The sequence below is a fragment of the Metabacillus flavus genome (genome assembly GCF_018283675.1).
In the GTDB taxonomy this organism is placed as follows: Bacteria; Bacillota; Bacilli; order Bacillales; family Bacillaceae; genus Metabacillus_B; species Metabacillus_B flavus.
In genome coordinates, this window is the sequence record NZ_JAGVRK010000001.1 from 3,230,103 (window position 1) to 3,242,448 (window position 12,346).

The 12,346-nt window shown below is 35.0% G+C and carries 13 protein-coding genes and 1 pseudogene; 8 read left to right on the forward strand and 6 right to left on the reverse strand.

The features are described 5' to 3' along the window. Nucleotides 1-158 precede the first annotated feature (158 nt). Nucleotides 159-506 (forward strand): hypothetical protein, encoded by a 348-nt coding sequence (locus tag J9317_RS16640; RefSeq protein ID WP_211560510.1) that lies wholly within the window; start codon nucleotides 159-161, stop codon nucleotides 504-506. An 8-nt stretch (nucleotides 507-514) separates the two neighbouring features. After that, entirely contained in the window at nucleotides 515-922 is a 408-nt protein-coding gene (locus tag J9317_RS16645; RefSeq protein ID WP_211560512.1) for a hypothetical protein, read from the forward strand. Between the two features lie 102 nt (nucleotides 923-1,024). Here J9317_RS16645 and J9317_RS16650 read toward each other — a convergent pair whose 3' ends face one another. Further along, the gene (locus tag J9317_RS16650; RefSeq protein WP_211560514.1) at nucleotides 1,025-2,179 is read right to left on the reverse strand and encodes a hypothetical protein; all 1,155 of its coding nucleotides are present in this window, start codon (nucleotides 2,177-2,179) and stop codon (nucleotides 1,025-1,027) included. Between the two features lie 417 nt (nucleotides 2,180-2,596). Here J9317_RS16650 and J9317_RS16655 point away from each other — a divergent pair, with 417 nt between their 5' ends. From J9317_RS16655 to J9317_RS16665, 3 genes are all read left to right on the forward strand, one after another. After that, complete coding sequence (locus tag J9317_RS16655) at nucleotides 2,597-3,304, forward strand: HNH endonuclease (protein WP_249292210.1); 708 nt, start codon at nucleotides 2,597-2,599, stop codon at nucleotides 3,302-3,304. Nucleotides 3,305-3,855: 551 nt separating this feature from the next. Continuing rightward, on the forward strand, nucleotides 3,856-5,100 hold the full coding sequence (locus J9317_RS16660) for a hypothetical protein (RefSeq protein WP_211560516.1): 1,245 nt from the start codon (nucleotides 3,856-3,858) through the stop codon (nucleotides 5,098-5,100). 403 nt (nucleotides 5,101-5,503) lie between these two features. Then, on the forward strand, nucleotides 5,504-5,695 hold the full coding sequence (locus tag J9317_RS16665; RefSeq protein WP_211560518.1) for a hypothetical protein: 192 nt from the start codon (nucleotides 5,504-5,506) through the stop codon (nucleotides 5,693-5,695). A 205-nt stretch (nucleotides 5,696-5,900) separates the two neighbouring features. On the opposite strand, the gene J9317_RS16670 is transcribed toward J9317_RS16665, so the two are convergent. From J9317_RS16670 to J9317_RS16685, 4 genes are all read right to left on the reverse strand, one after another. Then, the gene (locus J9317_RS16670) at nucleotides 5,901-6,473 is read right to left on the reverse strand and encodes a recombinase family protein (protein ID WP_211560526.1); all 573 of its coding nucleotides are present in this window, start codon (nucleotides 6,471-6,473) and stop codon (nucleotides 5,901-5,903) included. 203 nt (nucleotides 6,474-6,676) lie between these two features. Further along, nucleotides 6,677-6,934 (reverse strand): hypothetical protein, encoded by a 258-nt coding sequence (locus J9317_RS16675; protein WP_211560528.1) that lies wholly within the window; start codon nucleotides 6,932-6,934, stop codon nucleotides 6,677-6,679. 176 nt (nucleotides 6,935-7,110) lie between these two features. Then, nucleotides 7,111-7,695 carry a hypothetical protein gene (locus J9317_RS16680; RefSeq protein WP_211560530.1) on the reverse strand — a complete coding sequence of 195 codons (585 nt, stop codon included), beginning with the start codon at nucleotides 7,693-7,695 and terminating at the stop codon, nucleotides 7,111-7,113. Nucleotides 7,696-8,008: 313 nt separating this feature from the next. After that, nucleotides 8,009-8,317, reverse strand: coding sequence for a hypothetical protein (locus J9317_RS16685; protein ID WP_211560531.1), 309 nt, complete (start codon nucleotides 8,315-8,317; stop codon nucleotides 8,009-8,011). A gap of 186 nt (nucleotides 8,318-8,503) precedes the next feature. On the opposite strand from J9317_RS16685, the gene J9317_RS16690 reads away from it, so the two are divergent. Next, nucleotides 8,504-8,935: a very short patch repair endonuclease gene (locus tag J9317_RS16690; protein ID WP_211560533.1), complete on the forward strand. Its 432-nt coding sequence runs from the start codon at nucleotides 8,504-8,506 to the stop codon at nucleotides 8,933-8,935. Between the two features lie 183 nt (nucleotides 8,936-9,118). Beyond that, on the forward strand, nucleotides 9,119-9,892 hold the full coding sequence (locus J9317_RS16695) for a BglII/BstYI family type II restriction endonuclease (RefSeq protein ID WP_488656185.1): 774 nt from the start codon (nucleotides 9,119-9,121) through the stop codon (nucleotides 9,890-9,892). Between the two features lie 418 nt (nucleotides 9,893-10,310). Here J9317_RS16695 and dcm read toward each other — a convergent pair. Further along, nucleotides 10,311-11,543, reverse strand: a pseudogene (gene dcm, locus J9317_RS16700) (DNA (cytosine-5-)-methyltransferase); the annotation flags it as partial. Nucleotides 11,544-11,684: 141 nt separating this feature from the next. Between dcm and J9317_RS16705 the strand changes: the two are divergent. Further along, the gene (locus J9317_RS16705; RefSeq protein WP_211560545.1) at nucleotides 11,685-12,323 is read left to right on the forward strand and encodes a BglII/BstYI family type II restriction endonuclease; all 639 of its coding nucleotides are present in this window, start codon (nucleotides 11,685-11,687) and stop codon (nucleotides 12,321-12,323) included. Nucleotides 12,324-12,346: the final 23 nt, after the last annotated feature.

The window sequence follows — 12,346 nt, forward strand, 5'->3', positions numbered from 1 at the left end:
TCGCTTATAGCTTTAGATAATTAGAGAGCAAGAGTACATTCCACATTCATTCAGAAATAAACTTTAAACAGTCCAGTGCTAAAAACAAGAGTAATAAGGACACCTAATTATAATCAACTCTTGATGTATGAGACCGAACAAAGAAAGGGAGCAATAAAATGGAAAAAAACAAAATGAATATCCAAGAAGAGCAAGCGATATTAATAAAACCAGAAACACCGAGAGATGATGTGGAGACAATTTCAAACGTCAATGTGTGGGATATTAAAGTAATACCTTCCTTCATACTTTCAGCGTTATTCCTTTTTGTGGGGGCGTATAAATTATATGCATACTCAAACAGTGACCTAGGTGAACCAGTCAATGCTTATGTAGAAGGTGATGCTTATAATTTCATTATTAATGCAGGACAATCTACTGCTTATTTTGTCTTAGCTCTTATTTTCGTCGTACTTGGATGCACATTCTTAATATGTAATCAACTAAAAGAAAGTTTCAAAAAATGAGGAAATCTTTGAAGTTTGTCCTTCCCTTCTTTGCATTGCTAATTTTGATGTGTGGTTGCGGAGATAGGGATACTAATAAGCTAGATATAGACAAAAATATCTTTACTGAGGGAAAACAAATAGTAAAACTATATGCTAAAGCATATAACGAGGATGGAGAAGGTGAATCAGGAAGTAAAGCTCATGAGCTTGCAAATGCGTTTTTAGGAGATTATGAGACAGGGAATTATTCCTCTGAGGATGAGGAGTATTTTATAACTTTAATTAAGCTGCTTCAAACACAATATACTGTGTATGGGATAGCAGATTTCAATGAATCTCTATCAGGGGAAGATGAAGGGGTAGAAAGCGCTAAAGAAAAAGTAAAAGATAGCTTGCTAGAGATTAAGGAAACATTCGGTATCTCACTTGAATAGTAAAGCATCCTAAAAATCTAAAGTTCTAAACCGTGTCCAATAAATTAGAGAAACCCTTTCTATGTTGAGAAAGGGTTTTTAATATTCTTTTTACATAAAGCATTACTTAACATCTAAAATTATCTCTAGGTTCTCCCTGTACTCCTTGGGATATGTGCCGCTTACTTTAGCTTGGGCAATTGCGTCATATGCTAGTCGGTTGATTTCGTTCATTACTTTTTCATACTCAGTACCTATAAAGATGGCATGAAGAGGTTTTTGTTTACCACCGAATATCTCTATCAGTTTATTATTATTTTTTGGTGATAGTAGTTTATGAAAGAAGTCATACTGTATTTTAATTGCTAATCTTTCTGCATTTTCAGCAAATGCATTCTTATAGTCTTCCAATAATCCGCTCACTGTAACTATTTCTTTAGAAGTGTCTATGTGTTCAACAATCATGGCTGTATATATATATTGGATTCCGATTGCTTCAAAATACTTTTGTTCATCTTTTTTAAAGGCAAGGACAAAAGCATGCTTAGGTCTATAAAGTGTATCTTGATAGGTTACACTATGTTTATCATATAATTTTTTTATTTCTGTCCTAATCTTGTTCGCTTCCACAACATCTATAGGATTATGCTCTTCTTTGCCATCTTGTAAAATAACTGCATTAGTAACTTCTCTGTAAAACAAAATGCCATCGTCGTTCATTCTTTGTAAAACACTTTTTAAATGGTCTGTAATTCGCTTGCTTTCCCTTGGAATGATGTGCCAAAACATGGAATATCCTATTCTGTACTTTGGTTTAAGGTTATTGTAATGAGCAATCTGTTGATTAGCTAAAATCTTTTTACTTGCTTCATAAAGTGTTTCGCTCATTAGTCCTATATCAAATGCGAATTTCTTAAAAGTAGTGGTAGCAGGGCGAGGTGCTTCCTCTTGAAGATATGATACGACCAATCTTCTTACAATATCTTCATAAGGAATTTGTTTTTTGCCATTGTTTTTCCTGTTATCTTGTCGTACTGAAGGTGTGCTTTTTTTTCCAGTACAAGTTATAATTCTTTCAAAACCATCACCGCTTATTTCAACATTTCCCCAGTCAACTTTCATGTTCTCGATAAGCTGCTTTGTTTGATTTGCTCCAAGATTACCATTTCTCTTTACACTGGACTCTTTTTTTTGGTAGAAATGCTTTTTTAGAGCCTCATTGCTATAACAGCTGTTTACAGCTTCTTCTAAACTGAATGATATGGTTTCGCTATCCATCTAGAACCACTCCTGATTTAAATTTGAACAAGAATCGGTCACTAAATTATACTATTTTTATTATTAATATAGTGACCAATCTTTGTTCAAGAAAACTTATTGTGCGACCTTTTGCTTCTTTTGTGTCGCAACACCTTGAGAAAGTTGTGAGGTACGAACAACTTTATTAAGGTGCTTGTACAAAAGAAGAACTTGCGAAGCAAGTTGGGGTTTTGAATTTATAGCATGATGATTACTCAACAAATAACTATATGACGATTTAATGCAGATACCCAAAATACAATATCAGTGAAAATCTAAAATGTCAAAAACTCCATTAATGTGAATCTTTTGCCAATAGACTCTATTGATTATATGAATAAAATAACATTTTTATCCAATTATAAGCTGCAATCAATAATAAAAAGGAGATGGCACATGGAATTTCCAAAACTAGACCCAGTGAAACGTTCTAGAGAGTTTAATACATATGATGCTTCAATTAGAAGCAGAGTGGTTTTTGAGTATCTATTTAAATCAAAGACCCATCGTTGGATAGATGAACACATAATTGGCTTAAACCCAATTGAAAGCCGTGGGTATCAAGCGATGGGCATTCTCCACCATATAGGACTGAAGGACAAGCACAAAGGGATATTTGAGGGGTATAACATTAAAGAAGCAATAAACAGATTGAGAGGGCAAGCGAACGACTTTCAAATGGTAATAGAAAGCCTAGAACAGTTTGACAGTAATGGAGTTCAGCAAAGAAGCTTAGAAACGACTATTGAGATTGACATAGACGCAGAGCAATCAGAAGAGGAAGAATATCATAAAGATGGGGCTTCTACTTACTATTACGGTAAACGTTATGAGAGAAATCCATATAATCGAGCAAAGGCGATTGAAATTCATGGACTGAATTGTGCGGTATGCGGGTTCAACTTTGAAAAGGTATATGGAGAACGAGGCAAAGACTTCATAGAGATACATCATATAGAGCCATTAAGCACGGTGAGAGAAGAAGTTATTATCAATCCTGCTACAGACCTTGTCCCTGTTTGTTCGAACTGCCATAGGATGATTCACAGAAGAAAAGATAAGGTGTTGAACATAGACCAACTAAGAGAAAAAATGCGTAGATGAAACATTAGGTCAGAGACTCTTTTGGATTTTTGAAAGAGTGAGAGGGAAAGAATCCATTGAAAAACACCATCAAAATACTGATGGTGTTTTCTTTGTAAGATATTCTCTTGACATATATATAATAATACGGTATATTGATAGATACACGTCTCTTAAGTAAAAAAATATATACTCCTAGCTATAATCCTATTATAAATCCATGGGCTGTCGTTTGTCAACAGATTTATTCAATATAGAAGAGTGTAATTAGTTGAGACTGTAAATCTAAATGCGAAAGGAGAAAGAGATACAATCACACTACCTTATATCGAGCCGTTTTGCGTACTTTTTCGGCTAGGCTTTAACAAGCGCTTTTTGCTTGTTAAAGGATGGTGATAAAAAGTACATAGTGTACTGGCGATTGTGCACTTTTAATCTATTTCTTTTAAGAGATAGAGCTTCAAACCCTTGGTACATAAGGGGTTTTGATGAACTTCTGCACTTTCGCACATTTAATAGCAGCAAATCAAGTAAAAGGGATAGCCATTTAAAAAATGAGAGGTATGAAGAATATGAAAGAAATAACAGTTATTGATTCTATCATGGGTAGCGGAAAGACATCTTGGGCAAAGGGGTACATGTTAAAACACAATAAAAGTAAAAGATTTTTATACGTATCTCCATTTTTAGATGAGATACATAATAACATCTTGGTGGACTGCCCATTCCTTAATGAACCAGATAGCAGTTTAGGTAAAGGAAGTAAGCTGAATCATTTCAAAGAACTAGTAGCGAGTGGCAAAAGTATCGTTACAACTCACGCTTTGTTTAGGCTGTTTGATGAAGAGGTTATTGCATTACTGGAGGATGCGGGGTATGTGCTGATTCTAGACGAAGTTGCAAATGTGATTGAAGATTTAAATAAGATTTCCAAACATGATATTGACATTCTTCTAGAGACTAAGATGATTAAGGTCAACGAAAATAGACAAGTAGTATGGTTGGCTGAAAACTACAACGGAGTATTTGATGGAAGATACGCCAATATTAAATACCATGCTGAACTAGGTAACATCTATCTCCATAGAAAGTCGTTGCTGTTTTGGACTTTTCCTGCCAAGATTTTCAGCTTATTCGACGAAGCGTATATACTTACTTATCTGTTTAGGGGTCAAGTCCAAAGGTATTACTACGACTTATTTCAAATAGGATACACCTACAAAAGTGTTTGCAGAATGGGAAAAGGATATATCTTGGTAGATTATAATCCTTTAACTGAAGAGCGAAATCAATTCAGGCAATTGATAAACATATATGATGGCAAGATGAACAATAACTATGTGGATGGCGGAAAAGTAAAAGGTAATGAGTTATCAGCCACTTGGTTTCAAAGAGCCAGTAAAGAAACCGTAACACGATTACAAAAGAACTTGTACGCATACTTTCGGAAAATGGGAAAGTCTAATGACAATCTTTGGACTACAAAGAAATCAATGAAAACTAAGCTTCAGGGCAGAGGTTATTCAAGGAAATTTATCGCATGGACAACTAGAGCAACCAATGACTATCAGGACACTCACAATTTAGCTTTTGCATATAATCTATACATGAAGCCTTTTGAAAAACAATTTTTCGAAGATGCTGGAGTTAAAGTCGACCAAGATTTGCTCGCATTGAGTGACCTATTACAATGGATATGGCGAAGTGCAATAAGAAAGCAGACTCCAGAACCGATAAACATATATATCCCAAGTGTGAGAATGAGGACACTGTTAGTGCAATGGTTAAACAACCAAGAGGTGAAATTTATTAGATAGCCTATAAGATACCGTACACGCATGTCAATAAAACGTACAAGTGAAATCTTTGATTAGCCTTATATCCAACAACAAACACAAACCGACTTAGGTAAACACAAATAATGCTAATCAAGGATTGCACAATGCTTTCAATGGACAATGAATCATATATGTCTTTGGGAGACTGAAATGAGCTTTGGAATCATTCATCTAAAAGGATTGATGAATTGGATAACATACCATTGCTTACGCAATGCCCTGTATTAATTAACCTCTTATAGCTAAAAACGCACAAAGTCCTGTGTTACATCCACGCATTCCGTTAAGAATCCTGCACCGTGCAAAATGGAAAAAAACCGCTTAAATAACAGGGTTTACACGTGTGTGTGACACTAATAAATATAATCAAGGAGTGAACACCATGAAAGAAAAAATCATACAGAATGATGAACTTTGGGAAAAAGCAGGAAAGGAAATTAGAGAAAAAATGCCCCAACATATCATTGAAAGGCTTGCAAGAGAGATATACAAGAGATATCCCTTTACACGAATCAAAGAAGATTCAGAATCGAGGAGTGAGCATAATGAAGGAAAGAATCACACACAACCCTGAGATTGTTGAAAAGTATGGGCGAAGGCGATTCACAAAGCCTACTCTTCAAAGCCAATTGAAACGACGGAGGAAAGCAAAAAGACTCCATAACATCTAAACGCTATCCATCATCAGCGGTTTTGCTTTAGACACTGGAGAGTATTCCTATTTAATGTATTGAATCATCCATTTGAGACCATCTAATTTATAAAAAAGAGAGCCAGTATCATTTAACTGTCTCTTTTTCTAGTTCACTTTTCTTTTTTGCTCTTATTAAAGTGCTTTTGGATATACCTGTAACCTCTTCGACTTGCTTGTATGAACGTGTTTTCAATAATTCTAGAGCGTGTTGGACCTGCTTCTTGCTGAACTTATTTGGTCTACCTTCTCGATAATCAGGACGTTGCCTAGCAATGGCTTTACCTTCTTGTGTTCGTTCGAATATCATGTCTCTTTCGAACTCAGCGAATGAACTCAAAACACTGAAAGCTAATCTACCATGCGGTGTGTTTTCAATCAGACCCATATTAAGGACGTGTACTTTAACCCCCTTATGGAAGAGCATTTTGATAGTTTCTATAGCATCAGAAGTGGAACGAGCAAATCTATCAAGCTTCGTCACAACAAGAGTATCCCCTTCTTCCAATTTTTCTAACAAAATACTGAATTGTGGTCTATCCTTTTTTGTCCCTGTAAACTTCTCGGAATATATTTCTGGGCAACCTTCAGCTTTAAGAGCTTGCAATTGAACCTCCAGTTCTTGAGAGTAACTACTGACACGTGCATACCCATATTTCATTTAAAATTCTCCTATTCTATTTCATACTTATGACCCTATGTTTTGATACCCATTCACACCTTGATTTTACTATCCCTTCAAATATGTGTCAAATTTCTTGAGTTATGGAAATAGTTCATAAAAAAGAAGCCGATTCATTACCGACTTCTTCTATTAAAAACTTTACACAGTGATTGGGAATTGATATTTAATTCAGTTTATTATTAATCTTCTATGTCAGGGTCGTATGAGTCCATAAACTCTACTTCTCCTCCGTTATCATTCATCCATTCGGGAGTATCAACATATTCCCAACATCCTTCACAAAATCCCTCACCACAAATATCCCCATCTAATATTTGGTGACAGCGGATGCAGTTTTCAAAATCATTTTCTTCAATGCAATCATAGCAAACAACTTCACCACTAGCAGTGTATTTATATTTCTCTTTATCTTTATCACAAAATGGACACATCTTCATATATGTTACCTCTCTTAGTAAGTGATTTTTGTAGACCGAGGAAGAGATTGAATATTTTTACTCAATTGAAGACTACGTATGGTTTTGCTTCACATCTTGTATTCAATATAGATTTTAGGGACAAGTAAATCATCTTAATTAAATTATTACTAGCGAGTATCTCCCCACTTTGGTTTCTAATCAGATAAAGGCTTTACAGTAATATGTGGAAACTGAGTGCTGAGAACTTCAGTCATAAAGTAAAGACACACTTTCATGCCATCTCTCTCAGGGATAATATCTTTTAAGTAAATGGGTTTGTCCTCCTTATAATTCTCAGGTAACCATATTGTCACCGAAGATTCTTTGTTGTTTGCCTTCTCAATAAAGGTATATCGCATACCTCCACCACTATGTGTATCAAAAAATTTATGTATTTTTCCTACTCTATCCCATGTTACTAAGGATTTAGTAAACCAAACCTCGTCCCAACATTTGTAGAAAGGGAAATGCGAAATCAAATGTCTTATAATTACAAACAGCTCTTTAACAAGAAGACCATCAATCTGCCCTCTTAATGATTCAATAAATTCAGAAATAATTTTTAAAGGCTTATGGTGTAACAACTCAACATAGATACAAATAGCATCCTTTAGTCTTGAATACCTGTAATATGGGTTTTGTCCCCAGAATGCTTCTTCAAAGACTTCAAGAAAGATTTCATAAAAAGCATCATATGCTTGTTGCAGAAACATGTTTACACCATGTGATGTTTGCTTCATATTTCCAGTCCCTTTGAGTGGTTTACCTTATATTAACATTTCAAACAGTTTTTAACGAATACATCTAGTACATGAACAATAAAAAATCAAATATCTTGATAGTGACAAGTCCTTAAGAATAATAGAAAAACGTATGTTCTGTATAAGGTTTTAGAGTAGCATAGATTGTTATTGTGGACAGGGGGTGCTTTTCACCAAACGAGTGATTGAGCGCACAGGATTAGGAGGGAGCACTCCAATCCCCGCACTTTGAGCATTATCTTCAAGATAAAGGGAGGAATCATATTATCCATATGACTCCTCCCTTCCTTTATTATGTATAGAAATCTTTCTTCGCTTTACTCAAGACATAATGGACACCTTCTCTAATCCATACAGAACGCTTAGAATCTTGCTTTGAACGTTCATGAAAATCATTGATTAGCTGGTTTGAAAAAATGCAAATAGGCTTTACAACTCTCCCCTCGCCTTGCTGCTCCTCCCTTCGATTAAAATCTTTTGAAGAAATCTTCATGTACCTCGTTTCTCCACTAACGTCAACGAGCATATGCATATATCTGGTATCGTTTTTTAAACAAGCATTTAATGCTTCTTTAATGAATTGCCTTTCTGCTTTAGACATCTTCCTACACCTCCTTATACATCAGGATAGTATTTCTAGGTAAAAAAGCATGTGTTTAAATGTAAAAAATATGTAAATATTACTATTAATTACTAATTAATCCCCCTTCTCCCCCTTCAACAGCATATCAACGTGAGTGAATTATTTTATAGCGGGTAACGTTATTTAATGAAGGAGATGCGAAAAATGAGGCAAAAACTTCCAACGACTGAACAAAGAAGTAAAATCATGAGTAAAATTAGAGGTAAAGGAACGAAACTAGAGGAAAAGGTTACCAAAGCACTTTGGTGGAGAGGAATTAGATTTCGTAAAAATGTTAAAGGGCTACGTGGTACTCCAGATATTGCAATTAAAAAGTATAAAATAGTTATCTTTATTGACTCCTGCTTTTGGCATGCCTGTGAAATACACGGTAATCGTCCTAAGAAGAACGTTGATTTCTGGAACAAAAAATTAGATAGGAATATTGAGAGAGACATGGAGGTTTCTGAATATTATCATAAAAAAGAATGGCATATTCTCAGAGTGTGGGAACATGAACTTAAAAAAGATACTTTTCCAGAGACCATTGAAAGAATATATGATTTTATTAGAGATGCACAAATCAAAGAGACTTAAGGTATGGGGTAGTATGCTTATATTAACCCCTTCTAGGTCTCCCTCTCTCTTCAGCTTTCACACTAACACTGTGACAAAACAAATTCTCCCTCTCTATTTTAGGTTCTTTTAGATTAGTTACCCAGTTCTTCGGAAAAGTGGTATAATTACCCAGAATATTTCTATAGGAGTGATTATTTGACTATGCTACTTGATTCAACAGGAAAAGCTGCTTGGGAAGCTAGAAGCTCAGGAAACATCCATATTGCCGAGGAAGTCTATTATCGGAACGCTAATTTTTTCTTAGATAGCAATTCCTCGATTAAAACTGATATTACCCAGAGTTTGAGCAGCATGCTCTGCCCCTTGGATTTCAGAACAAAAGGGGTTACAAGAACCGGCTTTTATCAAAAAAGAATAGGAGCACAAAAACTTAACAAGACTATTAAAAACCAACTAAAAACCAATATACCTAGCGTGAAATTTGAAGTGGAATTTAAAGAAGGGGTATTTTTCGACACTCCCAGAACAGGTGGATTTGATTTCGCAATTTACGATGACCATTTCAACATCTTAAATTTCTGGAACTATTGTTTTGGTAGAAGGGCTATACATAACGGTAACGACCGTTGGACAGAAGAGTTAAATAAGCGAATCGATTGGAAAAACATCGCTACGACAAATTCATTAGACCAGCTACCTATAGGAACAGATTTAGTAACCAAAAAAACCTGTCCTATCGTAATTGGGGAAATACAATTTGCGAACTGGGGATTGCTATACTATGACATCTTAAAAGCTGTTCATATCGAACAATTTGTAGATATAGACTTACTTGTATATGTAACAGCTACGGGAGACTTAGCATCTTATATAAGTACAGGGACAGTTAATTTCAATAACGCCAAAGAAGCACTTGAAGAGATGAAAAATTCCATCAAAGTTCCAATATGGTTAATCGGGATTGATTTAACCTAAAAATATCCAAAGTCGAACCCCCTAACTTATATTGGAAGGGGGTTCTAGGTTTGCAATACTATTGTAAAGTCTAAAGAACTTTTTTGACTCTTTTTATTACCTTCTTCATTGTAAAATACCCTTTTCTGATGGTCCGTTTCGATTTAGATTTTTCATGATTTTTTACTACACTAGCATGGTGTCTTCTCTTGTTTCTTTTATTTAGTGAACCTTTGGTTTGACGCTTTTGATTTTTTTGTTTGATGGAGAGTATGATACTGTTATCATTTAGTAAACCAACTTCAGTGTTCACAATGAAGTTCTTATTAGTTTTGTTATTTAACTGATTGGTTAACGCCTTAATCTTCGAGACTAGTTGTCCATTAACTTCCTCAAGTTCTTTAATACGTTCTACATACTTATTCTCAATAGAAGAAACCTCTTCAGAGTAGAGCACTTTTATTTTTTTTCCCATCTTTTCAATAAGTCCTACAACTAGTGCATTGCCCATGCAAAAATATCTTGACTTGTCAGGCATTCCTTCAGTCCAATTAGGTGGAAAATCATTTAACAATTCACATTCAACAGGTGTTAAGATTCTCAGCCTACCAGTTTCTGGGTCTCTTACAACGTGAGTGCTTCTATTTTTAGTTCCTTCACTTGTCAACATCGTTCTAGCGGGGCTTTTTAAATCATCAGGAAAGCTCATTCCACCTTCGGAGTACATATATACATGACCATTGTTAGCCGTTCTCTCAACTTTTTTAGGTCCTTTCATATATTCAAACATTTCCAATGTGGATTTACCATTTCGTCCTATTTCATCTTCTTTGAGGAAATATTTATCTTCAATGGCCTGATGTTTTTTTCCTTCCACTAACACTTCACCTAGAGTTTTAGAAGAAATAGCGTCTGGAATTATTTCTTCTGTATAAAACTCCCCGTTCTTCATTATTCCTGAGTTTCTGAACGTAGCTATAAAAGTGTCCGAAATCTCGACTATATCTTGAGGAAGAACATCAGCAGAAGCGGGATGTTTCAAAGAAGACGCTTTAACCTTAAATTCTGATGAGAAAAAACCTTTTTCATGAAGAATTTCTTGATTTGAGTATTTCATTTGATTTGAAGCAAAACGAGTCGTATCTTTGTATGCAAATATGAATACCCTTCTCCTCTTCTGGGCAAATCCATAATCAGCAGCATTGATTACTCTCCATTCAACAAAATATCCAGCATTTCTAAAGCTAGCTAACATAATAGCAAAATCTCTACCACGTTGACTTGCGGGAGATTTCAATAGTCTATCTACATTCTCCAGTAAAACAAAGGTAGGTTTTCTGAAATTCACTATGTCCATTATCTCCCAAAACAATACTCCCTTTTTGCCCTTGATTCCAGATTCACCGTATAATGACCTAGCTACAGAGTAGTCTTGACACGGGAAGCCTCCTACCAACAAATCATGCTGTGGTACTGTATATTTCACCTTTGCTATATCTTCATTAGAATGCGTGCCTCTACCTGCAAAACGTTTTGCGTAACAATCAAATGCATGTTGAACTTTCTTGGAGGGCTCCCACTGATTACCCCATATTACATTAAATCCTTCGTTTCTTTCTAAACCTACTCTGAATCCGCCTACACCTGCAAATAATTCCACTACATCTATCATATATGCGAACATCCTTTCGATGCATCAAAAACACTTTAATTTTTATTATAATGTATTTATCTATTCTTTTAAATCTACAACACTTATTTCCAGAATGAAAACATGGTAATATATAACTATAACAATTTAGGAGGAAACATTTTGAAGTACAAATTATATTCATACCGCCATGGTCTTCAAAATCTGGAAACAGACCCAGAGTTTACAGAAACTTGGAAAGAAATTACGAATGCAATAACTAACATTAGTGATGAAATGCTAATAGACCTACATCAAAGTAAATATATTCAATCAAATAAAAGTATATCAAAAGCAATAAACAAACTGCTCAGCTTACAATTGTCCCATATGCAATGGAAAACTGAAAGTTATATTTTTAAAGAGAATAAATATAAAAACAAGGCTTGGCGTCTTGATTTCGCTAAAGAAAGTATCTCTCTTGAAGTTGCTTTCAATCATAGTGGAACAATCGCATGGAATCTAATGAAACCTGTAATAGCTGGAGAACTAAATCATGTTCAAAAAGCTGTTCAGACAAAAATAGGAGTAATTATATGCGCCACTAACGAATTGAGAGACTTAGGTGGCTTCGATAACGCTATCGGTACTTATGAAAAGTACATTGACCATCTAATCCCATTACGTAGCCAATTATCTGTACCACTTGTTATTGTAGGGCTTGAGAAGCCTGAAAGTTTCTACATCGAGAAGTATAAGATTAGTAAAACCGAAACAAGAGGAAGAATTAGATACTATGATGAAGTTACAGGTCTTGTTTAATCTCACAATACTAACAAAGTATC

Coding starts and splice junctions, on each gene's coding strand:
- J9317_RS16640 (WP_211560510.1), top strand. CDS start 159: ATGGAAAAAAACAAAATGAATATCCAAGAAGAGCAAGCGATATTAATA.
- J9317_RS16695 (WP_488656185.1), top strand. CDS start 9,119: ATGCTACTTGATTCAACAGGAAAAGCTGCTTGGGAAGCTAGAAGCTCA.
- J9317_RS16670 (WP_211560526.1), bottom strand. CDS start 6,473: ATGAAATATGGGTATGCACGTGTCAGTAGTTACTCTCAAGAACTGGAG.
- J9317_RS16650 (WP_211560514.1), bottom strand. CDS start 2,179: ATGGATAGCGAAACCATATCATTCAGTTTAGAAGAAGCTGTAAACAGC.
- J9317_RS16665 (WP_211560518.1), top strand. CDS start 5,504: ATGAAAGAAAAAATCATACAGAATGATGAACTTTGGGAAAAAGCAGGA.
- J9317_RS16675 (WP_211560528.1), bottom strand. CDS start 6,934: ATGAAGATGTGTCCATTTTGTGATAAAGATAAAGAGAAATATAAATAC.
- J9317_RS16655 (WP_249292210.1), top strand. CDS start 2,597: ATGGAATTTCCAAAACTAGACCCAGTGAAACGTTCTAGAGAGTTTAAT.
- J9317_RS16685 (WP_211560531.1), bottom strand. CDS start 8,317: ATGTCTAAAGCAGAAAGGCAATTCATTAAAGAAGCATTAAATGCTTGT.
- J9317_RS16690 (WP_211560533.1), top strand. CDS start 8,504: ATGAGGCAAAAACTTCCAACGACTGAACAAAGAAGTAAAATCATGAGT.
- J9317_RS16660 (WP_211560516.1), top strand. CDS start 3,856: ATGAAAGAAATAACAGTTATTGATTCTATCATGGGTAGCGGAAAGACA.
- J9317_RS16680 (WP_211560530.1), bottom strand. CDS start 7,695: ATGAAGCAAACATCACATGGTGTAAACATGTTTCTGCAACAAGCATAT.